At 63.0% G+C, this 24,610-nt stretch carries 20 protein-coding genes; 7 read left to right on the plus strand and 13 right to left on the minus strand.

The genetic code is table 11. The annotated features are described in order from the left end of the window. Window position 1: 1 nt before the first annotated feature. On the minus strand, window positions 2-1,864 hold the full coding sequence (locus N436_RS06890; RefSeq protein WP_110740670.1) for an FAD/NAD(P)-binding protein: 1,863 nt from the start codon (window positions 1,862-1,864) through the stop codon (window positions 2-4). A 55-nt stretch (window positions 1,865-1,919) separates the two neighbouring features. Continuing rightward, on the minus strand, window positions 1,920-2,825 hold the full coding sequence (locus tag N436_RS06895) for a LysR family transcriptional regulator (RefSeq protein ID WP_110740671.1): 906 nt from the start codon (window positions 2,823-2,825) through the stop codon (window positions 1,920-1,922). A gap of 78 nt (window positions 2,826-2,903) precedes the next feature. Here N436_RS06895 and N436_RS06900 point away from each other — a divergent pair, with 78 nt between their 5' ends. Then, a complete protein-coding gene (locus tag N436_RS06900; protein ID WP_110740672.1) occupies window positions 2,904-4,139 on the plus strand; it encodes an NAD(P)/FAD-dependent oxidoreductase in 1,236 nt (411 codons plus the stop codon). A 3-nt stretch (window positions 4,140-4,142) separates the two neighbouring features. Here the strand turns inward: N436_RS06900 and N436_RS06905 are convergent, their stop codons facing one another. The 3 genes from N436_RS06905 to N436_RS06920 form a co-directional block, all read right to left on the minus strand. Next, a complete protein-coding gene (locus tag N436_RS06905) occupies window positions 4,143-7,073 on the minus strand; it encodes an aminotransferase (protein WP_110740673.1) in 2,931 nt (976 codons plus the stop codon). 278 nt (window positions 7,074-7,351) lie between these two features. Beyond that, the gene (locus N436_RS06915) at window positions 7,352-7,918 is read right to left on the minus strand and encodes an HD domain-containing protein (protein ID WP_218277648.1); all 567 of its coding nucleotides are present in this window, start codon (window positions 7,916-7,918) and stop codon (window positions 7,352-7,354) included. Between the two features lie 64 nt (window positions 7,919-7,982). Then, complete coding sequence (locus N436_RS06920) at window positions 7,983-8,510, minus strand: helix-turn-helix transcriptional regulator (protein ID WP_105946525.1); 528 nt, start codon at window positions 8,508-8,510, stop codon at window positions 7,983-7,985. A 129-nt stretch (window positions 8,511-8,639) separates the two neighbouring features. Here N436_RS06920 and N436_RS06925 point away from each other — a divergent pair, with 129 nt between their 5' ends. Continuing rightward, window positions 8,640-8,993, plus strand: a complete 354-nt coding sequence (locus N436_RS06925; RefSeq protein WP_105946526.1) for a VOC family protein — start codon at window positions 8,640-8,642, stop codon at window positions 8,991-8,993. Between the two features lie 142 nt (window positions 8,994-9,135). Here the strand turns inward: N436_RS06925 and N436_RS06930 are convergent, their stop codons facing one another. From N436_RS06930 to gloB, 7 genes are all read right to left on the minus strand, one after another. After that, window positions 9,136-10,746: an ABC transporter ATP-binding protein gene (locus N436_RS06930; RefSeq protein WP_105946527.1), complete on the minus strand. Its 1,611-nt coding sequence runs from the start codon at window positions 10,744-10,746 to the stop codon at window positions 9,136-9,138. 1 nt (window position 10,747) lies between these two features. Further along, window positions 10,748-11,767 (minus strand): ABC transporter permease, encoded by a 1,020-nt coding sequence (locus N436_RS06935; RefSeq protein ID WP_016711616.1) that lies wholly within the window; start codon window positions 11,765-11,767, stop codon window positions 10,748-10,750. 1 nt (window position 11,768) lies between these two features. Further along, the gene (locus N436_RS06940; RefSeq protein WP_027608722.1) at window positions 11,769-12,842 is read right to left on the minus strand and encodes a microcin C ABC transporter permease YejB; all 1,074 of its coding nucleotides are present in this window, start codon (window positions 12,840-12,842) and stop codon (window positions 11,769-11,771) included. 1 nt (window position 12,843) lies between these two features. Next, entirely contained in the window at window positions 12,844-14,679 is a 1,836-nt protein-coding gene (locus tag N436_RS06945) for an extracellular solute-binding protein (RefSeq protein ID WP_110740675.1), read from the minus strand. After that, complete coding sequence (locus N436_RS06950; RefSeq protein ID WP_218277646.1) at window positions 14,676-16,505, minus strand: extracellular solute-binding protein; 1,830 nt, start codon at window positions 16,503-16,505, stop codon at window positions 14,676-14,678. Before N436_RS06950 ends, N436_RS06945 begins: the two co-directional genes overlap by 4 nt. Before the next feature lie 220 nt (window positions 16,506-16,725). Continuing rightward, window positions 16,726-18,156 (minus strand): lytic transglycosylase domain-containing protein, encoded by a 1,431-nt coding sequence (locus N436_RS06955; protein WP_110740677.1) that lies wholly within the window; start codon window positions 18,154-18,156, stop codon window positions 16,726-16,728. A gap of 100 nt (window positions 18,157-18,256) precedes the next feature. Then, the gene (gene gloB / locus N436_RS06960; protein WP_105946532.1) at window positions 18,257-19,036 is read right to left on the minus strand and encodes a hydroxyacylglutathione hydrolase; all 780 of its coding nucleotides are present in this window, start codon (window positions 19,034-19,036) and stop codon (window positions 18,257-18,259) included. Between the two features lie 85 nt (window positions 19,037-19,121). On the opposite strand from gloB, the gene N436_RS06965 reads away from it, so the two are divergent. The 4 genes from N436_RS06965 (at window position 19,122) to N436_RS06980 (ending at window position 23,588) form a co-directional block, all read left to right on the plus strand. Then, window positions 19,122-19,895: a class I SAM-dependent methyltransferase gene (locus N436_RS06965; protein WP_016711610.1), complete on the plus strand. Its 774-nt coding sequence runs from the start codon at window positions 19,122-19,124 to the stop codon at window positions 19,893-19,895. 13 nt (window positions 19,896-19,908) lie between these two features. Then, entirely contained in the window at window positions 19,909-20,355 is a 447-nt protein-coding gene (gene rnhA / locus N436_RS06970; RefSeq protein WP_016711609.1) for a ribonuclease HI, read from the plus strand. A 51-nt stretch (window positions 20,356-20,406) separates the two neighbouring features. Beyond that, window positions 20,407-21,165 (plus strand): DNA polymerase III subunit epsilon, encoded by a 759-nt coding sequence (gene dnaQ / locus N436_RS06975; RefSeq protein ID WP_105946535.1) that lies wholly within the window; start codon window positions 20,407-20,409, stop codon window positions 21,163-21,165. A gap of 173 nt (window positions 21,166-21,338) precedes the next feature. Further along, a complete protein-coding gene (locus tag N436_RS06980; RefSeq protein WP_110740678.1) occupies window positions 21,339-23,588 on the plus strand; it encodes an Orn/Lys/Arg decarboxylase N-terminal domain-containing protein in 2,250 nt (749 codons plus the stop codon). Here the strand turns inward: N436_RS06980 and N436_RS06985 are convergent. Next, the gene (locus N436_RS06985; RefSeq protein WP_110740679.1) at window positions 23,572-23,790 is read right to left on the minus strand and encodes a hypothetical protein; all 219 of its coding nucleotides are present in this window, start codon (window positions 23,788-23,790) and stop codon (window positions 23,572-23,574) included. The genes N436_RS06980 and N436_RS06985 overlap by 17 nt on opposite strands. A gap of 157 nt (window positions 23,791-23,947) precedes the next feature. Between N436_RS06985 and chrR the strand changes: the two genes are divergently transcribed. Then, window positions 23,948-24,508 (plus strand): class I chromate reductase ChrR, encoded by a 561-nt coding sequence (gene chrR, locus N436_RS06990; RefSeq protein WP_104834297.1) that lies wholly within the window; start codon window positions 23,948-23,950, stop codon window positions 24,506-24,508. The last annotated feature ends 102 nt before the right edge of the window (window positions 24,509-24,610 follow it).

Consider the following 24,610-nt stretch of genomic DNA (forward strand, 5'->3'; position numbering starts at 1 on the left):
TTCAGCGCAGCTCATTCACCGCCCGCGAAGCCTCATCAATGGCCGCATGCGCATAGGCCTCCCAGGCAGCATCGGAGTTGGCGATGGCAACATTGCCGACCTTCTGGCGGGCCAGGTTCATCAGTTTCTCACTCGCTTCCTGGTCATCGAACAGGCTGTTGGCAAAGTACGAGTAACCGTGCGGCCAACGGTTGATGGTGATGGCCTGCACATCCTTGTTGTAGTCGAAGCCGGCCGGGCCCAGCATGGCCTGCAGCTGATCACGCACCATGCCCTCCATGTCTTCGAAACTCATGGCGTAGAGCTTGCTGCGGCCAACGCGGGCCTGGCTGCGGGCATCCAGGCCCGCGTTGGGGGTAGTGGGTACATGGACCATGTGCAGGCCAATGGGTTGGGCTGGATCACGCGGATGGCGGTAGCCGCCGATGTCCACGGGGTAGTCCAGTTTCACGCGGCTGTACGGTTGGTTCGGCGCATAGATTTCATGCACGCCCAGCTTCATGAAGCTCTGCCAGTTGCGAATGAGCACTTTGGTGTACACCAGCGGAAACTTCACGTTCTGCGCCAGCGCGTGGGCCTGTTCCTTGGAGAGGTCGCGTAGCAGGTAGGGGATCATCATGTTGTAGCAGGCCAGCACGCAGTGCTTGCTACGTACGCGGTGCAACTGGCCGGCCCGGCTGTAGCCTGTATCGACGCCGCCGTCGCGGTTCTTCACGCTGACCACTGTGCTGTTCAGGCGCAGGCGGACCGGGTTTTGCGCAAGGTCCAGCCTGGCATAGTCGAAGGGAGCCAGGACAATGTCATTCATGTCGGTGCCGGGTGCCACACCTGGTATCAGGCTGCGCACCAGCAGCCGCGCCAGCGAGGCATTGCCGTCGGGGAAATGGTAGATGTAGGGTTCTTCCATCTCCGCTTTCAGTTCTTCGCTGACGGGCGGCAGGCCCATGGCGGCAAAGCCGGGGAAGCCCACGCCGTATGCGTCGGCGGCGGCCACGGCGTCGATGCTCAGGGCTGAAAAATCATTGGTGCGGCTGAGGAAGTAGCGAGTGGCAGCTTCGCTCAGGCCCACATCCTTGCGCAGGAAATCCTGATAGCTGGTCTTGGCCAGGTAGGCCTCTTTCTCTTCGATGCCCTTACCCTTCAGGTAGTCCCTCGGTGCTTCGTGCAGGTCGATCAATGCCTGGCGGTCGGCCTCGGGCAATGGGAAGTCGCCAATGAAGGCGCGCCAGCTGCGGGCATTGAGTTTGTCCGGGGCAATGTCGTCGGCGACCATCGGCGTGGGGTCACCGCTGACCATCCTGGCTTCGCCGAAGCCGGCTTTGTCGAAGAACACGCCACGGGACAGGCCGAGGTTGGGGTAGAAGTCCCGGTCGAAGGCGGTCTGGAAACGGTCCACATCGACGTTCAGTTGTTTGAGCAAGCCGTTCACTGTGGCGCTGTAGAGATGCTTGGGTGACTGGAAGGCTTCGCTGCCGCCGTAACCGAGGATCATCTGGCCGCCCGCCTGGAACTCGTTGCGCTTGGCATGGCCGCCGAAGTCGTCGTGGTTCTCGATGATCAGCACGCGGGCCTTCGGGTGCTGCTGGCGGTAGAACCAGGCAGCGGACAGGCCGCTGATGCCGCCTCCTACTACGACCAGATCGTATTGCTCCTCCACCGCCAGGTTGTCGGTGTCGAATACCTTCTTCTCCCAGCCCATCTGGTGCCCGACTTCGAAGGCACCCGGGTGGCTGCCGCGCAGGCCGCTGAGGGCAGGGGGGTAGTAGCGGCCGGAGGGCGCGGCCTGGAGCAGTTGCAGCGGGGTGAGGCCTGCACCGATAGTGAGGGCTACGCCATTGAGAAAGTCGCGTCGGGTGATGGTCATGTCAGTGTCCTTACTGGTTAACCATGGTGGTGTTCGAAGCGTAGCTGCGCCTGCGTCAGGACCTCGGGGATTCTGTTTCAAAGCATTGGCGCATGGCGTCCAGATAGCGCCTTGCGCCCAGCCCGAGTGGCCGTGACTTGATCCAGATGATGTCTACCCACAAGCGCAAGCGGCTGGCCATGTTGTCGAAGCGCACCTCGGCCAGCGCACCTGAAGCAATCAGCGGCTCAACCAGCGGCTGCGGCAGGTAGGCCCAGCCCAGGCCGGACTGCACCAGGTCCAGCGTGGCCAGGTAGCTGTCGGTCAGCCAGATGCGCCGCGACAGCACCATGCGCGGGTCTGACCCGGTGGCCTTGCCCGAGGCCACGATGATCTGCCGTTGTTCGGCAAAGGCCTCTTCGGGCAACGGTGTGCCGCTGTTCTGCCCGGCGGGGTGGCGGGGGGATGCAACGGCCACCAGCAATTGGCTGCCGGCTTCCAGGAATGACTCACGCTCGTCGATACCGGGTCGCTCGAACACCAGCGCCAGTTGCACGCTGCCTTCATGCAGCAAGCGAACGGCTTCGGTCTGCGTCGCCGAGCGCACCTCGATTTCCAGGCTGGGGAACTCCTGGGCCAAAATTTCCAGTGGTTGGCTCCAGCGGCCGGTTTGCAGTTCGGGGGCCATGGCGATGGTCAGGCGCTTTTCCAGGCCTTTGTGCAGTTGCAGGGCCTGGGCGTCGAGCAGGTTGAGCTGGCAGATCACCTGCCTGGCTTGCGGCTCCAGCGCCAGGGCGGCGCTGGTGGGCAAGGCCTTGCGTGTGGCCCGGTCGAACAGCACCAGGTCCAGTTCTGCTTCCAGCTGGGCGACTGCCATGCTCACGGCTGAAGGTACGCGGCCCAGCTTGCGCGCAGCGGCGGAGAACGAGCCGGCATCGACCACGGCGAGGAATATTGCCAGGGAATCGCTGGAAAAGGCCATTGTCAGTAAACCTGATGATGATCATCTTTTATTGATAGAAATTATGAACATTAATGCACGTACAGGACAGTTCCCTCAATGGAGAAGAGCGTGCATAGACCAACCGCGTGGCATGTCACTCGCTGGAGTGCAGACCCGTTCAGCCTGGGAGCCTACAGTGCGTTGTTGCCGGGCGGGACGCGGCAGCATCGAAATGACCTGGGCCAAGTGCTGCATGAACGCTTGGTCATCGCCGGAGAAGCTTGTGACACCCGCGCCCCGGCAATGACTCATGGTGCATGGAATGATGGGCAGCGCGCCGCAAAGGCTGCAATGGCGGCCGGGGCGCGCAAGGTGATCGTGATCGGTGCCGGTTGTGCGGGCCTGGCTGCGGCACAGCGTTTGCGGGGCCAGGGTATCGATTGCATTGTGCTGGAAGCACGAGGGCGTACAGGCGGGCGCACGCATACAGTCGAGCTGGGGAGTGTGAAGGCCGATGAAGGTGCGGCGTGGCTTCAACATTTTGCTGAAAACCCATTGGCGGCCATTGCGCAGCGCCAAGGTTTGGCTTGCATAGAGACCGACTTCAGCCGCCCGCTAGCAGCTGCAAGTGACGGAGTGTTGCCAGATGTCGAAGGCGCCTGGGCTGCCTTCATCGAGCGCGTTGACCGGCAGTTGCCTTTGTCTGAGGCGATCAGCGGCTATATGGCCACACTGGACCCTGCTGGCGTGCGGGCCACGCAGTTCGCCATTGATGCCAACCTTGTGCTGGAAGCGTGTTTGCCGGTGACGCAGCTGTCGGTCAGCGCGTTGGACGAAGAGGGCGTCGGGCATGGCGATCGCATGCTGCCTGGCGGCTACAGCGAGCTGGTCGATGTGTTGGCGCAAAACCTGGACATTCGATTGAACACACCGGTAACCCATATCGACTGGTCACGCGCAGGCGTCAGGGTGAATGATGAAACCTGCGACTTCTGCATTTGCACAGTCCCCGTAGGTGTGTTGAAAACGATGCACTTCACCCCTGAGTTACCTGAAACCCAACAACGAGCGCTGGCGCATTTGGGCATGGGCAAGCTGGAAAAGGTGATTTTGCAGTTCGATGAGCGCTGGTGGCCAAGTTCATCCTCCGGCTACCTGCGCTGGTATGACGTGCCTGCCAGTTGGGGTGAGTGGCTGGACCTGACCGATGCCGTGGGCAAGCCCACCGTCGCCGGGCTGATTGCCGCCGATGCAATTGAGCGTCAGTTCAGCGGGCGCACAGATGAACAGATCGCGATGGCCGCGTGTGAGGCACTGGAGGCGTGGGCCGCAGCCATCGGGCCCACGCCTTGAAACTTACAAGCCTTCGGCCAGCACCCGGTCAATGCTGTCGACAAAGTAGTCCACGCTCGCCCGGGTGGTGCACATTGGCGGCTTGATCTTGAGGATGTTCAGGTAGTCGCCGGTGGGTTGCATGAAGATACCGAGCTCACGCAGGCGGTCGCACAGGGCCATGGTTTCTTCGGTGGCCGGCTCCAGCGTTTCGCGGTTACGCACCAGCTCCAGCCCCAGGTAAAAGCCCGAGCCATGCGCCGCACCCGCCAGCGGATGCTTGTCGACCAGTGCCTGCAGGCGTGCCTTGAAGTAGCGTCCGGTGTCGCGGGCGTTGTCCCACAGGCCTTCTTCCTGCATCACGTCCAGCACTGCCATGCCAATGCGGCAACTGACCGGGCTGCCGCCTGCCGAAGAGAAGAAGTAGCCCTCGGCTTCCAGCGCTTCGGCAATCTCGCGTCGGGTGATGACCACGCCCAGTGGCTGGCCGTTGCCCATGCCTTTGGCCATGGTGATGATGTCGGGTACCACGCCTTGCTCCTCGAAGCCCCAGAAGTATTCGCCCAAGCGGCCATAACCCACCTGCACCTCGTCGGCGATGCACACGCCGCCACGGGCGCGGACTTTGGCGTAAGCGTCGCGCAGATAACCGGCCGGCAACGAAATGCCGCCAGCATTGCCGTACACGGGCTCGCAGATGATGCCCGCCAGTTGGCGGCCACGGGCATCGAGGTCGGCCAGCTTGGCGTCGACGTCTTGCAGGTAGTCGGCGGCGCTGTCGGCACCGCGGAAACGGCCGCGGAAGGTGTTCGGCGCTTCGACCGGGTGTACCCAGTCCGGGCGGGTTTCCAGGGCTTGCGGGTTGTCGGCGATGGAGGTGGAGATGGCGTCGGTGGCCACCGACCAGCCGTGGTAGGCCTCCAGCACGCTCAGCAAGTCACGCCCGCCGCTGTAGGCCCAGGCCAGGCGAATGGCCAGGTCATTGGCCTCGGTGCCGCTGTTGACCATGAACACCCGGTCGAAGCCCTCGGGTGCCAGGTCGAGCAGGCGTTCGGAGAACTCGGTGATGGCCGCGTAGTGGAAGCGTGAGTTGGTGTTCAGCAGCGACCACTGCCGCGCCGACTCGGCGACCATGCGCGGGTGGCCGTGGCCCAGTACCGCGACGTTGTTGAGCATGTCCAGGTACGAGCGGCCCTGCATGTCGATCAGGTAGTTGCGCCAGCCGCGTTCGATGTGTGGCGGTTGCGCGTAGTAGTGCTTCTGCGAGCGGGCAAAGCTGGCGTCGCGGCGGGCCAGCAGGGCCTGTGGGTCGGGCAGCGGCTCGGCATCGCAGTCCAGGTCCAGCAGTGCGGCTGGCGACGGGCACAGGGCCAGCCAGGCGTCGGCTTGGGACGGGGTGGCGAAGAAGGGTGGCTGGATGTTGGGGGGCAGGCACAGCTGTACGCTGAGGAAACCGCAGCTATGGCCCAGCGACTGGCCTTTTTCCAGCGCCTGCCCATCGGCGGGTGCATCTTCCAGGCCCTGCAACCACAGGCTCCAGTGCGCGGTTTGCAGGCAGCCGCGGCCGTCGCCATGGCGTTGCCAGGTGCCGGCTTCGGGTGCCTGCACCTGGCTGCCGTTGGGCACATGCAGCTCAACGCCGAGGGCGCAGGTGGCGGGCTCTTCGGGCCGGTCGATATGGGTTTGCGACAGGCGATACTGCCCGTGCAGGGTGCAGGCCGGGGCCGTTTGCGCGCTCAGCAGGTGCTGGTCGAAACCGGGTTGCTCCCAGTTACCCGCTTCACAATGGGGGCTGAGTACACCCAGGTCGACCCGCGTGACTTCCTGCCCGGCCAGTTCGGGGAGCAGGGGGGCGCAACGGTTCAAGTCCGGAACGTCGACCTGCACGCCTGCCGCTTGCAGGATGGCGGCCTCCATCAGCGCGAAAGGCACGGCAGTGGCGGTGTCGAAGATTTCCCACTCATGGGCCACGTTGTCGCGGGTGTACTGGTTGCCGGGGTCCACGGCCAGTTGCTGCGCACTGCTCAATACCAGTACAGCTGCCCGGTTGATCACCAGTGGCCACAGGGCTCGCAGTTCGGCCTCGGTCAGCGGGTTGAGCACCTGATAGGCGCTGATCGCCGGCAGGATGCGCAGCGGGTCGCCCTCGGCGTGGTGCAGCAGCGCCGCGCACGTCACAGACAAGTCGGCGATACGCCAGGTGCGCATCAGGTCACCGAAGTCGATCACCCCTTGCAGTTGCCACTGGCGCTCACTGTCGCGCGCCCACACGGTGTTGTCATCGGTGAGGTCCAGGTGCACGGCCTGGCTCGGCAGTCGATCAACCAGCGGCAGCAGGCGCTCGCTGGCCTGGCGGGTGGCCTGCTCGATGCGGGCGCGCTGGGCACTGTCTTGCAGCACTGGCAGCAGGTGATCGATCAGCGCTTCGGCATGTTGCGGGTCCCATTGCAGGGTGCGTACAAGGCCTGGGTGGTCGAAGTTGGCCAGGGCCTTGTTCAGCTTCGCACAAAGCCCGCCCAGTTCAGCCACCAGGCGTGGCGGCATGTGCTTGAGGCGGGTCAACGGTTGGCCTTCGATGTAGTCGAGCAGGCGCAGGCGCAGGGGTTGCCCGTCGATGTCCAGCGCCAGCAAGCCTTCGCCATTGCGGGCTGGGCGCACTGCCGGTACCGGCAAGCCCTGTTCGTGCAGGTAGGCCAGTGCGGCGTGCTGTGCTTCCAGTTCAAGCTGGGCATAGCTGCCGTGGCAGGCCTTCAGCACATAGCGGCCTTGTAGTGCCTCCACACGGAAGTTGAGGTCCTGCTGGCTACCCAGCGCCGTCAGGTCACCGTCGAGGCCATAGTGCCTCTGCAATACGGCGCGTGCCTGCGTTTCGCTGAGTGAGGGGCTGGGCAGGCCGGAACGGCTGATCAGCGTGGTCAGGGCAGGGGAGGCGGACGGGTGCTGTGGGCTGGACATGAGGCTCTACCGTTGCTGCGGGGAGTTGACGGTGGAGAATTTATGCCGCTTCTGGCTGATGATGAAAGACGATTGTTGTCAGTAATTCTGATAATGGCGCCAAATTATGGAAAGTATTGGCAGCCAATAATTATTGGCCATTCATAAAACTGGATAAACCGCTGCAAGCTTTCATTCCAGTCCGGGGCGCAACGGGCAAGCCCGCGAATCAGGCGACGCAATGGATGGCACCGGCTGTGCCGGTGTTCGCGGGCATGCCCGCTCCCACAAAGACCGTGCTAGCGGGCCATGCAATTGCGTGTTTCCTCGTCGAGCGCACGCCTTAGGGAGGCCAGGAATGGAATGGCATCCGTGTAACGGCGGCCATATTCCAGGTTGAACGCGTAGTCGAAGCCAGGCGGGTTATCGCCCTGGGTGTGCTGCAAGATGGTTTCGATCTTGTCGAGCGCCTTGACCACTTTGGCTTCGGGTGAGGTGGCCGCTTCGTACTCGTCGAACAAGGCAACGATGTTGTCCTGCAGCGATGGTTCCAGCGTTGATGTGATGGCTAGCAGGTCCTGCCGTTCACCCATTCCCTTGTCGGGCATGGCCTGAGCCTCGGGGGCGGGGACATCGCCATTCAAGGCCTCCCCAAGGTCATGGACAAGGCAAAGCTTCAGCACCTTGCAGATATCGACATCACCCAGGTCCTCTTCAAACACCAGTGCCAGCAATGCCAGCCGCCAACTGTGCTCTGCGGTACTTTCACGCCGGCCCGTGGAGGTGTGGGCACTGCGGGTCACGCTCTTGAGCTTTTCGGCCTGGCGCAGGAACTCGAGTTTTCCATGTAGGTTGTGATTGTGCACGGCAGGTGACCTCTTGCTATCGCAGAGGTAGATAGTCGGCTCGCTGCCTGCCTGCGTCCACGCATTAAATATGCGCGAGGGTTTCGACCAGTCGGGCGGTGGAGCCATCGGACAGGGTAAGCCGCGTCCAACGGCACAGGCTGTGCTGGATGGGCACCACCGCAGAACCGTTCGTGCCAGTGGCGAACTCCAGTGCCGGAGAGGCCAGGTTATCTCGCCAGCCCAGCTCGGCTAGGCGCTGTTCCTGATTGGCGATTTCCGCTGTTGCGAACGGCCACAGCGAAACGCCAAGCAGCTCGCTGACCGGGACGTGGAACTCGGCTTCTCGGGGAGCTGAGCAGGCCAACAGGCGGTGGGTGAGATCGCATACCAGGTGCACTGGTTGCGAGCTTCCTGATACAAGCCGCGCCAGTGCATGGTCGGCAGCGCTGCTGAGGCGGGCCTTGAGCAAGGCTTCGATACGGGCGCGCTGTTCGGGCTCGGCGTCCTGAATGCCAGATTCCCAGCGGGAAATGGTGGACTGGCACACCCCGAACATCTGCGCGGCGTGCAGCTGCTTGACCCGGTTCAGCATGCGCCAATGCCTGAGCATCGGGCCGATGGGGGACGGTGAGATAGTCACAAGAAAGCCTCCAATGCTGTGCGGTCCTGAAGGGCCAATGTCGACGAGCAGCTGTAAGCGGACCATGATAGGTCCAAACAGCCCAATGCCGGAGGCCGCATGTCGCTCACAGCCTTGCTTCGTTGCAATGACTTGAATGTTACTCAGGAATACTATCGGGAAATCCTGGGTTTCCACGTGGCTGAGACCGCCGCGGGGAGTATCAGAGTGAGCTACGAAGACAGCTATCTGGTCTTTACCGAACAAGACTTGTGGGCGGTATCAACCGGGTCTTCGGCCACGTTCTACTTTCACGTTGCTGATGTATCGCAGTATTTCGAGCAGGTGAAAGGGCTGGCTGAGATCGCCTGGCCGCTACAGGACATGCCGTACGGGATGCGGGAGTTTGGAGTGCGTGACTGTAATGGTTACTACCTGGCTTTTGCGCAGTCAGAACGTGCGCGTCCAAGATAATTGTGAGGGGCGAGAGCTTTATTCGTACCCCATCCTTAGCTCCTGTGCTTGGGCTCCCACAGGGATAGCGCACGTCTTGAAGACTGCGCGGTCGAGGTGGGAGCTGGCTTGCCGGCGATGGGCTGCGCAGCAGCCCCAAAAGCTAGCTAACGGTATCCACCTCTAAAAACGCCGCCTCCAGCAACTGCCGCGTATACGGATGCTGCGGCGCATGGAAGATCGCCTGCGCGTCCCCTTGCTCCACCACATGCCCATGCTTGATTACCATCAACTGGTGACTCAACGCCTTCACCACCGCCAGGTCATGGCTGATGAACAGGTAGGTGAGGTTGTACTTCTGCTGCAAATTGCGCAGCAACTCCACCACCTGCCGTTGCACGGTGCGGTCCAGCGCGGAGGTGGGCTCATCCAGCAGTATCAGCGCGGGCTTCAACACCAACGCACGGGCAATGGCTATGCGCTGGCGCTGCCCACCGGAAAACTCGTGCGGATAGCGATGCCGCGTACGCGGGTCCAGCCCCACTTCCTCCAGCGCTGCAATGATCGCCGTCTCCTGCTCTTGCGCCGTACCAATGCCGTGAATGCGCAACCCTTCACCCACAATGTCCGCCACGCACATGCGCGGGCTCAGGCTGCCGAACGGGTCCTGAAACACCACCTGCATTTCCCGGCGTAGCGGCCGCACGGCCTTCTGGTTCAGCCCTTGCAAATTCTGCCCATGGAAGTGAATGCCGCCCTGGCTGGAAATCAACCGCAGGATCGCCAAGCCGAGCGTCGACTTGCCCGACCCGGACTCGCCAACAATGCCTAGCGTCTGCCCTTGCGGCAGGCTGAAGTTGACGCCGTCCACGGCCTTCACATGGTCAACCGTGCGCCGCAGCAACCCCTTCTTGATCGGGAACCACACCTTCAGGTCATCCACCTCAAGCAACGGCGCGCCCACCGGGTTATGCGCCGGCAACCCGCTGGGCTCGGCGTTGATCAGCATCTGCGTGTAGTGGTGCTGCGGGGCACTGAACAGCGTGGCGCATTCGGCCTGCTCGACAATCTGCCCGCGCTGCATCACGCAGACGCGGTGGGCGATGCGGCGCACCAGGTTCAGGTCGTGGCTGATCAGCAGCAGTGCCATGCCCAGGCGCGCCTGCAGTTCCTTGAGCAGGTCGAGGATCTTCAACTGCACGGTCACGTCCAGCGCCGTGGTGGGTTCGTCGGCAATCAGCAACTCCGGCTCGTTGGCCAGCGCCATGGCAATCATCACCCGCTGGCGTTGCCCGCCCGACAGCTCGTGGGGCAGGGCCTTCAAGCGCTTTTGCGGTTCGGGTATGCCGACCAGTTCCAGCAACTCCAACGTGCGCGCCGTCGCTTCCTTGCCGGTCAGGCCCTTGTGTAGCAGAAGGATTTCGTTGATCTGTTTTTCGATACAGTGCAGCGGGTTGAGCGAGGTCATCGGCTCCTGGAAGATCATCGCAATGCGGTTGCCGCGAATGCGTTGCAGGGTCTTCTCGTTCTGCTGCAGCAGGTCTTTGCCTTCGTAGCGGATGCTGCCGCTGGGGTGGCGGGCCAGGGGGTAGGGCAGCAGGCGCAGGATCGAGTGCGCGGTGACGGACTTGCCCGAGCCACTTTCGCCCACCAGGGCCAAGGTCTCGCCCTTGCGGATGTCGAAGCTGATGCCGTCGACCACGCGGTTGACCTGGTCCCCGGTCACAAACTCAACGGCCAGGTCGCGCACTTCGATCAGGTTCTGTTCACTCATGTCACTTCCTCGGGTCGAAGGCATCGCGGGCGGATTCGCCGATGAACACCAGCAGGCTCAGCATCAGCGCCAGCACGGCAAAGGCGCTGATGCCCAGCCACGGCGCCTGCAGGTTGGACTTGCCCTGGGCCACCAGTTCGCCCAGTGATGGCGAACCGGCGGGCAGGCCGAAGCCCAGGAAGTCCAGGGCGGTGAGGGTGCCGATGGCCCCGGTGAGGATGAACGGCATGAAGGTCATGGTCGAGATCATGGCGTTGGGCAGGATGTGCCGGTACATGATCGCGCCGTTGCGCATGCCCAAGGCGCGGGCGGCGCGCACGTATTCCAGGTTGCGCCCGCGCAGGAACTCGGCGCGTACCACGTCCACCAGGCTCATCCACGAGAACAGCAGCATGATGCCCAGCAGCCACCAGAAGTTGGGCTGCACGAAGCTCGCCAGGATGATTAGCAGGTACAGCACCGGCAGGCCGGACCAGATCTCCAGAAAACGTTGCCCGGCCAGGTCGACCCAGCCGCCATAAAAGCCCTGCAAGGCGCCGGCAATGACGCCGACGATAGAACTGGCCACGGTCAGGGTGAGGGCAAACAGCACCGAAATGCGGAAGCCGTAGATCACCCGCGCCAGTACGTCGCGGCCCTGGTCGTCGGTGCCCAGCCAGTTGTCCGCCGAGGGCGGTGCCGGGGCGGGCACGCGCAGGTCGTAGTTGATGCTCTGGTAGCTGAACGGGATAGGCGCCCACAGCACGAAGCTGTCTTTCTTTTCCAGCAGTTCGCGGATGTAGGGGCTCTTGTAGTTGGCTTCCAGCGGGAACTCGCCGCCGAAGGTGGTCTCCGGGTAGCGCTTGAACGCCGGGAAGTACCACTCGCCGTCGTAGCGCACGGCAATTGGCTTGTCGTTGGCGATCAGCTCGGCGCCCAGGCTCAGGCCGAATAGGATCAGGAACAGCCACAGCGACCACCAGCCACGGCGGTTGGCCTTGAAGCGCTCGAAGCGCCGGCGGTTGAGGGGGGACAAGGCCATGTCAGTGCTCCCGGCTGGCGAAGTCGATGCGTGGATCGACCAGGGTGTAGGTCAGGTCGCCGATCAGTTTCACCACCAGCCCCAGCAGGGTGAAGATGAACAGGGTGCCGAAGACCACCGGGTAGTCGCGGTTGATGGCCGCCTCGAAACTCATAAGCCCCAGGCCGTCGAGGCTGAAGATCACCTCGATCAGCAAGGAGCCGGTAAAGAAGATGCCGATGAACGCCGAAGGGAAGCCGGCGATCACCAACAGCATGGCATTGCGGAACACGTGGCCATACAGCACCCGTGGCCGGCTCAGGCCTTTGGCCTTGGCGGTGACCACGTATTGTTTGTTGATCTCGTCGAGGAAGCTGTTCTTGGTCAGCAGGGTCATGGTGGCGAAGTTGCCGATGACCAGTGCGGTGATCGGCAGCACCAGGTGCCAGAAGTAGTCCAGCACCTTGCCGGTGGTGCTCAGCTCGTCGAAATTGTTGGAGGTGAGGCCGCGCAGCGGGAACCAGTCAAAATAGCTGCCGCCCGCGAACAGCACGATCAGCAGGATGGCGAACAGGAACGCGGGGATTGCGTAGCCGACGATGATCGCCGAACTGGTCCACACGTCGAAGTGGCTGCCGTGGCGCACCGCCTTGGCGATGCCCAGCGGGATCGAGATCAGGTACATGATCAGCGTGCTCCACAGCCCCAGCGAGATCGACACGGGCATTTTCTCGATAATCAGGTCGACGACCTTGGCATCGCGGAAGAAGCTGTCGCCGAAGTCCAGCCGGGCGTAGTTCTTGATCATGATCCACAAGCGTTCGGGCGGCGACTTGTCGAAGCCGTACATGCGCTCGATTTCGGCGATCAGCGCCGGGTCCAGGCCCTGGGCGCCGCGGTAGTTGGAGCCGGCCACGGAGACCTCGGCACCGCCACCGGCAATGCGGCTGGTGGCGCCTTCGAAACCTTCGAGCTTGGCGATCATCTGCTCGACCGGGCCGCCGGGGGCGGCCTGGACGATGATGAAGTTGATGATCAGGATGCCGAACAGGGTCGGGATGATCAGCAGCAGGCGGCGCAGGATGTAGGCCAGCATCTTAGTTGGCCTCGTCCGCAGGGGCTTCGCTGACCGCCGGGGTTACCCCGGGCTTGATCCACCAGGTATCGATGCCGATGTCGTACTTGGGCGAAACATCCGGGTGGCCGATGTGGTTCCAGTAGGCCACGCGCCAGGTCTTGATGTGCCAGTTGGGGATCACGTAGTAGCCCCACAGCAGCACCCGGTCGAGGGCGCGGCAGTGGTCGACCAGGCTCTGGCGCGAATCGGCGTTGATCAGCTCTTCCACCAGTTGGTCGATGGCCGGGTCGCGCAGGCCGATGAAGTTGCGGCTGCCGGGGTTGTCGGCGGCGGCGCTGGACCAGAACTCGCGCTGCTCGTTGCCCGGCGAGTTGGACTGCGGGTAGCCGCCAACGATCATGTCGTAGTCACGCGAGCGCAGGCGGGTGATGTACTGGGAAACGTCGACCCGACGGATGTTCAGGTCGATGCCGAGGTCGGCAAGGTTACGCTTGAACGGCAGCAGGATGCGTTCGAACTCGGTTTGTGCCAGCAGGAACTCGATGCTGACCGGTTTACCCTGCGCGTCGACCATCTTGTCGTCGACGATTTTCCAACCGGCTTCCTGAAGCAGCTTGTAGGCCTGGCGCTGTTGCTCGCGGATCATGCCGCTGCCATCGCTGACCGGGTTCTTGAAGGCCTCGGTGAAGACCTGTTCGGGGACTTTGCCACGCAGCGGTTCGAGGATTTTCAGCTCGCTGGCGCTGGGCAGGCCGTGGGCGGCCATCTCCGAGTTGTCGAAGTAGCTGCCGGTGCGGGTGTAGGCGCCGTTGAACAGCTGTTTGTTGGTCCACTCGTAGTCCAGCAGCAGGCTCAGGGCCTGGCGCACGCGTATGTCCTGGAACACCGGGCGGCGGATGTTGAAAATGAAACCCTGCATGCCGGTGGGGTTGCCGTTGGGCAGCTCTTCCTTGATCAGGCGGCCGTCGCGCACGGCGGGCACGTTGTAGGCGGTGGCCCAGTTCTTTGCGCTGACCTCCAGCGCATAGTCGAACGCGCCGGCCTTGAGTGCTTCCAGCGCGACGGTGGTGTCGCGGTAGGAGTCGAACGTCATGGCATCGAAGTTATAGAACCCGCGGTTGATCGGCAGGTCCTTGCCCCAGTAATCCTTGACCCGCTCGTAACGCACCGAGCGCCCGGCCTTCACCTCGGCGACCTTGTACGGGCCGCTGCCCAGCGGGATTTCCAGGTTGCCGCGGTTGAAGTCGCGGTTTGCGTACCAGTGCTTGGGCAGCACTGGCAGCTGGCCGAGAATCAGCGGCAGCTCACGGTTACCCTTGTGCTTGAACGTGAACAGCACCTTGAGCGGGTCTTCGGCGACCACCTCGGCGACGTCGGCGTAGTACTGGCGGTACAGCGGCGCACCGTCCTTGATCAGGGCATTGAAGGTGAATACCACGTCTTCGGCACGCATCGGGTGGCCGTCGTGGAAGCGCGCCTCGGGGCGCAGGTAGAAGCGCACCCAGCTGTTGTCAGGTGCCTTCTCGATCCTGGCGGCCACCAGGCCGTACTCGGTGAACGGCTCGTCCTGGCTCTGGCGCATCAGGGTGTCGTAGATGATGCTGATGTTCTCGGCCGACACGCCTTTGTTGATGAACGGGTTGAGGCTGTCGAAGCCGCCGAAGCTGGACTGGCGGAAGGTACCGCCCTTGGGCGCATCCGGGTTGACGTAGTCGAAGTGCTTGAAGGTGGCGGGGTACTTGGGGGGCTCGTCGTACAGGGTGAGTGCGTGTTGCGGTGCGGCCAGGGCGGGAAGGCTCAGGCAGGCGAGCAACAGGCTGCCTGCCAGCCGGCGCAGTGGGTGCGTTGGCGTCATTGGGCTTTCTCCGAAGTCTTGATCCACCAGCTGTTCAGCCCCAGGGTGTAGGGCGGCGTGGTGACGAAGGCGAACCGGTTGCGGTAGGCCAGGCGATGATTGTCGAGGTACCAGTTGGGGATCATGTAGTACTGCCATGAAAGCACACGGTCCAGGGCGCGGGCGGCGGCGATCTGGTCGTCGCGGGTACGCGCAGCCAGCAGGGTGTCGAGCAGGTGGTCGACCACCGGGTCCTTGACCCCAGCATAGTTCTTGCTGCCCTTGGTGGCGGCCTGGCTGGAATGGAAGTACAGCCACTGTTCGAGGCCGGGGCTAAGGGTCTGGTTCAGGGTCATCAGAATCATGTCGAAATCGAACTGGTCCAGGCGTTGTTTGTACTGGGCGCGGTCCACGGTGCGCAAGCGCGCATCGATGCCGATGCTGGACAGATTTTCGACATAAGGTTGCAGGATGCGTTCAAGGTTGGGGTTTACCAGCAGCAGTTCCATACGCAGCTGCTGGCCCTTGCTGTCGACCAGGCGCTGGCCATTGAGCTTCCAGCCGGCCTCGGCAAGCAGGCCCAGGGCCTGGCGCAGGGTCTGGCGGCTGATGCCGCGGCCATCGGTCTGGCTGACCTTGTAGGGTTCGCTGAACAGCTTGGCCGGCAGCTGGTCGCGGAACGGCGCCAGCAGCAGCCATTCCTTGCCGGTGGGCAGGCCGCTGGCGGCGAACTCGCTGTTGGGGTAATAGCTGGTCGAGCGGCGGTAGGCGCTGCTGAACAGGGCGCGGTTGGTCCACTCGAAGTCGAGCATCAGCCCCAGCGCCTGGCGTACCCGCGGGTCGCTGAAGGTGGCGCGGCGGCTGTTCATGAACAGGCCCTGGGTTTGCGTCGGGATCTGGTGCGGGATCTGGGCCTTGATGACCTCGCCACGGCGCACGGCCGGGAAGTTGTAGCCGTTGGCCCAGTTCTTGGCCTGGTGCTCGATATAGATGTCGAATTCGCCGGCCTTGAAGGCTTCGAAGGCCACGGTGGCGTCGCGGTAGAACTCGTACTCCACGCGCTTGAAGTTGTACTTGCCCCGGTTGACCGCCAGGTCCTTGCCCCAGTAGTTCTTCACCCGTTCGAACACCAGCCGGCGACCGGGCTGAACCTCGGTGATGCGGTAGGGGCCGCTGCCCAGCGGTGGCTCGAAGGTGGTGGCCTTGAAATCGCGCTTTTGCCAGTAGTGCTTGGGCAGCACCGGCATCTCGCCCAGGCGCAGGATCAGCAGCGGGTTGCCGGCGCGCTTGAACACGAAGCGGATACGCAGCGGGCCGAGGATGTCCACCCGTTGCACTTCCTGCAGGTTGGTGCGGTAGATCGGGTGGCCGTCCTTGAGCAGGGTGCGGTAGGAAAAGGCCACGTCTGCCGAGGTGATCGGCTGGCCGTCATGCCAGCGGGCTTCCGGGCGCAGGTTGAACACCACCCAGCTGCGGTCTTCGCTGTACTCCACCGAGCGGGCGATCAGGCCGTAGCTGGAGGTCGGTTCGTCGCCGGACGGGTCGTACTGGCCGGTGCCGACCATCAGTGGCTCGTTCAGCTCGCTGATGCCGTATTGCTGGAAATTGGGCGTGGTAATCGGGCTCGACCCCTTGAAGGTGTAGGGGTTGAGGGTATCGAACGTACCAAAAGCCATGGCCCGCAAGGTGCCGCCCTTGGGCGCTTGCGGGTTGACCCAGTCGAAATGGGTGAAGGTGGCTGGGTACTTGAGCGTGCCGAACTGCGCGTATCCGTGGCTTTCGCTCACCATCGCGGCTGCGGGAAAGCTCAAGGCCAGGCTGAGTGACAGCAGGAGGGGACGTATCAAGTCGGCATCCGATCCAGAGGCGTTGGGCTTTGATCGGGGTACAGTAACAGCTTGGTGGGGTTGGAAAAAGAGTACAGCCCAGAGGATTGCAAGGGGCCGCTTCGCGCCCCATCGCCGGCAAGCCAGCTCCCACACCGATCGCATCAACTCAAGCCATGCGCCGTACCTGTGGGAGCTGGCTTGCCGGCGATGGGGCGCGAAGCGGCCCCAGGGTATTAGATCAATGCGAGAGGTAGACGGTCAGGGTCTGGCCTGGCTTGAGGGCATGGCCGCTGCGCGGGTTCCAGCGCTTGAGGTGCTGCATTTCCACGTTGAAGCGCTTGGCCACCAGGTACAGCGAGTCGCCCTTGCGTACCTTGTATTGCGTGGAGCGCTTCCCGGATGCCGCCACCCGGTTGCCGGCGGCGCTTGGTGTACTGCCACCGCGCAGGGCCAGTACCTGGCCGGCGCGCACGCTGTTGCCGGACAGGCGGTTCCAGCGTTTGATGTCCTTGACCGACACGCGGTTGGCCTTGGCGATGGCGCCCAGGTTGTCGCCGCGCTTCACCCGGTAGCTACGCGCTGCAACCGGCGCCTTGGCCTCGGCCACGGCGCGGGCAAACACCGCCTTGTTCGGCTGCAGGCTCACCAGTTGCTCGGGCTTGAGGTTGGACAGGCTGTCGCTCAGCAGTTGTGCCTTGGCGGTCGGTACCAGCAGCTGCTGCGGGCCGTCCACGGTCATGCGCTTCTTGAAGGCCGGGTTGAGCTGGATCAGCTCGTCTTCGTCGATGTTGGCAAAGGCTGCCACCCGCGACAGGTCGAGGCGGTCGTTGATCGCTACCGCCTCGAAGTAGGGTTCGTTGGCGATCGGGTTCAGGTTCACGCCGTAGGCTTCAGGGGTGAGCACCACCTGCGACAGGGCCAGCAGCTTGGGCACGTAGTCGCGGGTTTCCTGTGGCAGCGGCAGGTTCCAGTAGTCGGTTGGCAGGCCGAGTTTTTCGTTGCGCTCCATGGCGCGGCTGACCGTGCCTTCACCGGCATTGTAGGCGGCCAGGGCCAGCAGCCAGTCGCCGTTGAACATGTCGTGCAGGCGGGACAGGTAGTCCAGTGCAGCGTTGGTCGAGGCGGTGACGTCGCGACGACCGTCGTAGAAGTTGGTCTGGCGCAGGTTGAAGTGGCGGCCGGTGGACGGGATGAACTGCCACATGCCCGCCGCGTGGGCGCGCGAGTAGGCCATCGGGTTGTAGGCGCTTTCGATGGCTGGCAGCAGCGCCAGTTCCAGCGGCATGTCGCGCTCTTCAAGGCGTTCGACAATGTAATGCAGGTAGAGGCTGCCACGCTCGCCGGCGCTTTCGATGAAGCTCGGGTTGCTGGCGAACCACAGGCGTTGCTGCTCGATACGCGGGTTGACGTCGATGCCATCCTGCAGGGCGAAGCCCTGGCGCATGCGCTCCCAGACATCCTGCGGTGCCTGCTCGGCTGGCTTGACCAGCAGCGGTGAAGGTTTGTGCTTGATCCGCGCCTGGTAGTTGTGCGCGCGAACGCTTTCGGATTCGTCGAGCTGACGGGTGCTCTGGCAGCCCACCAAGGTGGCGGCCAGGGCCAGCGCACTGATTTGGGCCAGGCGCGTCAGGGCGACGGAATGAGAGGTTCTGCGGCTACGGGAAGACATCGGCTGACACAGGTATCCGGGCGAAAAATTTCGGCGATTCTAGAAACCGCTCCGGGCCTGGTCAACCTTTGACCATCACTTGCGATATATCTTGCGGTTATCAGAAGGTGTCCTTCCAAGACCTCAAGGCAGCAAAAACAGTGACCTGCGAGTCGTTTGGATGTCCCTTCCATTCGTCTGCTTTTTGTTTAACTAATGTTTCAGAGGTACGCAGGAAGGGGTTGGTCAGGCGTTCCAGGCCAATGGTTGATGGCAAGGTGATGCGATTGTCGGCGCGCAAACGGGTAACGTCCTCGAACCGCTGTAGAACGTGTTGGTTGGTAGGTTCCACCGCCTTGGCAAAACGCAGGTTGCTGAGGGTGTATTCGTGGGCGCAGTACACTTCTGTTTGTGCCGGCAGCGCCGCCAGCCGGGCGAGGGCGGGTTGCATCTGTTCGGGTGTACCCTCGAACATGCGACCGCATCCGGCGGCGAACAGGGTGTCGCCGCTGAACAGTACGGGTGTTGCCGGCTGGTCGCTGAAGAACGCGATATGCCCCAGGGTGTGGCCAGGCACTGCCAGCACCCGGAAGGTTACGCCCAGCACGGTCACCTGGTCGCCTTCGTCCAGCGCGTGGTCGCGGCAGGGAATACGCTCGTGGGTTGGGCCATAAACCTGTGCGTTGGTCAGTTGCTTGAGCCGTTCCACGCCACCGACATGGTCGTTGTGGTGGTGGGTAATCAGGATATCGCTGAGCACCCACTCGGGATTGGCCGCCAGCCAGCGCTCCACCGGGCCGGCGTCACCTGGGTCGACCACCGCGCAGCGGCGTTTGGCAGTATCCTGTAACAACCAGATGTAGTTGTCGGAGAAAGCGGGGAGAGCATCGATCTGTATCATGGTGCGGATCCGATTCGCCTAGCGTGGCACATGAGGGCATCTTAGCCGCGATGGCGCGGTGCGAGAACCTTCGAGGGAGAGCGCAATGACCGACCAAGCCTTTGCCCAGGCCGACCCGGACTGGGTCAAGCTGATCAGCCTGGCCCGTGAGTGGTTCAACGGCCCACTCGGCCAGCTGATGCTCAAGGAGGAGGAAAAACTGCTGGAAGAAGAGTTGGGGCGCTTCTTCGGCGGGTACCTTGTGCATTACGGGCCTTGTGCCGAGCCGCCACCAAGCGCGCCCCAGGTGCAGCGCAACGTGCGCCTCGGCGCGCCGCTGCCAGGGGTGGAGATTGTGTGCGAGGAACAGGCCTGGCCGCTGAGCGAGCATGCTGCCGACGTGGTGGTGCTGCAACATGGCCTGGATTTCTGCCTGTCGCCCCATGGCCTGCTGCGCGAGGCCGCCAGCGCCGTGCGCCCGGGCGGGCATCTGCTGATTGTCGGGATCAACCCGTGGAGCAGCTGGGGCATGCGCCATTTCTTCAGCCACGGGGCGTTGCGCAAGGCCCGCTGCATCTCGCCGTCGCGGGTGGGGGACTGGCTCAACCTGCTGGGCTTCGCGCTGGAGAAACGCCGCTTCGGGTGCTATCGTCCGCCGCTTGCCTCACCGGCCTGGCAGCAACGCCTGGAGGGCTGGGAACGGCTGGCAGGTGGCTGGCAAAGCTCGGGTGGCGGCGTGTACCTGTTGGTGGCGCGCAAGATGGTGGTCGGCCTGCGGCCGCTGCGCCCGGAGCGCCGCGAACCGATGGGCAAGTTGCTGCCGCTGCCGCTGGCCAAGGTCAACCGCACGGCGGTGAACCCTGATACTGAAAAGCACTGAACATGAGTGGTACATGAGCGAAAGCGTCGAGATGTTTACCGATGGTGCCTGCAAGGGCAACCCCGGCCCGGGTGGTTGGGGCGTCCTGATGATCTACAAGGGCGTCGAGAAGGAACTGTGGGGCGGTGAACGCGAAACCACCAACAATCGCATGGAGCTGATGGCCGCGATCCAGGGGTTGATGGCGCTGAAGCGTGAATGCGAAGTGGTGTTGACCACCGACTCGCAGTACGTGATGAAGGGCATCAACGAGTGGATGGTCAACTGGAAGAAGCGCGGCTGGAAGACGGCGGCCAAGGAGCCGGTGAAGAATGCCGACCTGTGGCAGCAACTGGATGAGCAGGTCAACCGTCACAAAGTGACCTGGAAGTGGGTGCGCGGCCATATCGGCCACCCCGGCAACGAACGCGCCGACCAGCTGGCCAACCGTGGCGTGGACGAAGTGCGCGCCCAGCGTTGAGCTGGGGTACAATTGCCGCCTTTGTAACTGATGCAAGTTGGAGCGCCCCGCGTGGAGCAGCAGCAAGATAAGCGGTTCGTCATTCTCGATACCGAAACCACGGGCATGCCGGTCAGCGAAGGCCACCGGATCATCGAGATCGGCTGTGTCGAAGTCATCGGCCGGCGCCTGACCGGGCGGCACTTCCACGTTTACCTGCAGCCGGACCGCGAGAGTGACGAGGGCGCGATCAACGTCCACGGCATCACCGATGCCTTCCTGGTCGGCAAACCGCGCTTTGGTGATGTGGCCGAAGAGTTCTTCGAGTTCATCCAGGGCGCTACCCTGGTCATCCACAACGCGGCGTTCGACGTTGGCTTCATCAACAACGAATTCGCCCTGCTCGGTCAGCACGACCGTGCGGACGCTTCGCAGTATTGCACCATCCTCGATACCCTGTTGTTGGCACGTTCGCGTCACCCGGGGCAGCGCAACAGCCTCGATGCGTTGTGCAAACGCTACGACATCGACAACTCGGGCCGTGAACTGCACGGCGCACTGCTCGACTCGGAACTGCTGGCAGACGTCTACCTGGCGATGACCGGTGGCCAGACCAGCCTTTCGCTGGCTGGGCATGGGGCGGATGCTGAAGGTGACGGGCAGGGGGCAGGGGGCAGCGAGATCCGGCGGATTACCGGGCGTGCACCGGGGCGGGTGATCATGGCCAGTGCCGAGGAGCTGGAGGCGCATGCCGAGCGGTTGGCGGCTGTTGCCAAGTCGGCGGGTGGGCCTTCCATGTGGCAAGCCTTGACCGAGACACCTGCTGGCTGATTCTTAGCCTGTACCGGCCTCTTCGCGGGCACGCCCGCTCCCACAGGGATCTCACAAAGCCTGAGCAAGTGGGGTTCCTGTGGGAGCGGGCGTGCCCGCGAAGAGGTCGGCCCTGAAAACACAGGTTCAACTACCCTGAAATGGACGCCATGTCCTTCGGAGGTAGCCACCTGATGTACAAGGACCTCAAGTTCCCGATCCTCATCGTTCATCGCGCCATCAAGGCTGACAGTGTCGCCGGCGAGCGCGTGAGGGGCATTGCCGAGGAACTGCGCCAGGACGGCTTCGCCATCCTCGCCGCCGCCGACCACGCCGAAGCGCGGCTGGTCGCCGCCACCCACCACGGCCTGGCCTGCATGCTGATTGCCGCTGAAGGCGCCGGCGAAAATACCCACCTGTTGCAGAACATGGCCGAGCTGATCCGCCTGGCTCGCCTGCGTGCACCCAACCTGCCGATCTTCGCCCTGGGTGAGCAGGTCACCCTGGAAAACGCCCCTGCCGAGGCCATGAGCGAGCTCAACCAGCTACGCGGCATCCTGTATCTGTTCGAAGACACCGTACCGTTTCTTGCCCGCCAGGTGGCGCGTGCCGCACACACCTACCTCGATGGCCTGTTGCCGCCTTTCTTCAAGGCGCTGGTGCAGCACACCGCGCAATCCAACTATTCCTGGCACACCCCGGGCCATGGTGGTGGCGTGGCCTACCATAAAAGCCCGGTAGGCCAGGCCTTTCACCAGTTTTTCGGCGAAAACACCCTGCGCTCCGATCTGTCCGTTTCCGTGCCGGAACTGGGTTCGCTGCTCGACCACACCGGCCCCTTGGCTGAAGCCGAGGCCAGGGCTGCCCGCAACTTTGGCGCCGACCATACCTTCTTCGTCATCAATGGCACCTCTACGGCCAACAAGATCGTCTGGCACGCCATGGTCGGCCGTGACGATCTGGTGCTGGTGGACCGCAACTGCCACAAGTCGGTGGTCCACGCGATCATCATGACCGGCGCCATTCCGTTGTACCTGTGCCCGGAGCGTAACGAACTGGGCATCATCGGCCCGATCCCGCTCAGCGAGTTCAGCCCTGAGGCGATCCAGGCGAAGATCCAGGCCAACCCGCTCGCCCGTGGCCGGGTGCCGCGCATCAAGCTGGCGGTGGTGACCAACTCCACGTATGACGGCTTGTGTTACCACGCAGGGCTGATCAAGCAGACCTTGGGCAGCAGTGTCGAGGTGCTGCACTTCGACGAGGCCTGGTTTGCCTATGCGGCGTTTCATGACTTCTTCACCGGGCGTTATGCCATGGGCACTGCCTGCGCGGACGATAGCCCGCTGGTGTTCAGTACCCATTCCACCCACAAGCTGCTGGCGGCGTTCAGCCAGGCTTCCATGATTCATGTGCAAGACGGGGCCAGGCGCCAACTGGACCGCGATCGCTTCAACGAAGCGTTCATGATGCACATATCGACCTCGCCGCAGTACAGCATCCTCGCTTCGCTGGACGTGGCCTCGACCATGATGGAGGGGCCGTCCGGGCGCTCGCTGCTGCAAGAAATGTTCGACGAGGCACTGAGCTTTCGCCGTGCCCTGGCCAATCTGCGCGAACACATTGCCGCGGATGATTGGTGGTTCAGTATCTGGCAGCCGCCGAGCGCTGAAGGTATTCACCATCTGCAAGCGCAGGACTGGTTGTTGCAACCGGGCGCAGAGTGGCATGGCTTTGGCGAGGTGGTGGACGACTACGTGCTGCTCGACCCGCTGAAGGTAACCCTGGTGATGCCGGGCCTTAGTGCGGGTGGTGTACTGGACGAGCACGGTATCCCGGCGGCGGTGGTCAGCAAGTTTCTCTGGGAGCGGGGGCTGGTGGTGGAAAAAACCGGCCTGTACAGCTTTCTGGTGCTGTTCTCCATGGGCATCACCAAGGGCAAGTGGAGCACGTTGCTGACCGAGTTGCTGGAGTTCAAGCGCCACTACGATGGCAATACTGCCCTGAGCAGCTGTTTGCCGAGTGTGGTGGCCGCCGATGCCTCACGCTACCGGGGGATGGGCCTGCGCGACCTGTGCGACCAGTTGCATGGCTGCTACCGCAGCAACGCCACGGCCAAGCAACTCAAGCGCCTGTTCACGCGCTTGCCGGAGGTGGCCGTGAGCCCGGCCCAGGCCTATGACCAGATGGTGCGTGGCGAGGTGGAGGCGGTGCCGATCGAGGCACTGCTGGGGCGTGTGGCGGCAGTGATGCTGGTGCCGTACCCGCCCGGCATTCCGTTGATCATGCCGGGGGAGCGGTTCACCGAGGCGACCCGCTCGATACTCGACTACCTGGCCTTTGCCCGGGCGTTCAACCAAGGGTTTCCCGGTTTTGTCGCCGACGTGCATGGCCTGCAGAACGAGAGTGGTGGCTACACCGTGGATTGCATCAAGGAATGCGAATGATCTCGACGCCGGAACGTGCCAGTTCGAAACGGTTTTCACCCAGGTGGTTGACCTTGTCGCCGATGGCAAGGCGGTAAGTGGTGATGGGGGCGCCCAGCGTGCTGCCGTCGATTTGCAGGGTGGACTCCTGGAACTCGTGCACGGGGTAGATACGGCCTTCGGCGTCACGGGCGTGGAATTGGCCGACCATTACTGCTGCCATTTGGGTGGAAACCTCTGAATTACGTAGAAAATGTCTGAAGGCATAGACCGTACAACAGCCTCGGAAGTTTTCGCCATGAGGAAAAAAAACCAAAGTACCGAGGAACGGTCATCTATAACTAGAACTTCCCTTTACCCAGCACAGGATGGAAATTGCCATGAGCCAGGTGTATTCGGTAGCGGTTGTCGTCGGCAGCTTGCGCAAGGAGTCCTACAACCGCAAGGTCGCCCGCGCACTTTCGGAGCTGGCGCCGTCCAGCCTAGCCCTGAAGATTGTCGAGATTGGCGATTTGCCGTTGTACAACGAGGACGTCGAGGCCGAAGCGGTGCCCAAGGCGTGGGAGCGTTTTCGCAAAGAGATCCGCGACAGTGATGCCGTGCTGTTCGTCACGCCGGAATACAACCGCTCGGTGCCGGGCTGTCTGAAAAATGCCATTGATGTGGGCTCGCGGCCCTACGGGCAAAGTGCCTGGAGCGGAAAGCCGACGGCGGTGGTGAGTGTGTCGCCGGGGGCCATTGGCGGCTTTGGTGCCAACCATGCTGTGCGTCAGTCGTTGGTGTTTCTGGACATGCCGTGCATGCAGATGCCTGAGGCCTATATCGGCGGCGCAGCAAGCCTGTTCGAGGACTCGGGCAAGCTCAACGACAAGACCCGGCCGTTCTTGCAGGCGTTTGTCGACAAGTTTGCTTCGTGGGTGAAGTTGAACAGGGCGGTTTGATACCTGCTCATCCGGGGCTAATTTCATTGGGGCTGCTGCGCAGCCCATCGCCGGCAAGCCAGCTCCCACAGGTACTGCACAGGGCCTGAAGTTGTTGCGGTC

It is taken from the genome of Pseudomonas sp. RV120224-01b (assembly GCF_003208145.1).
GTDB classification, from domain to species: Bacteria; Pseudomonadota; Gammaproteobacteria; order Pseudomonadales; family Pseudomonadaceae; genus Aquipseudomonas; species Aquipseudomonas monteilii.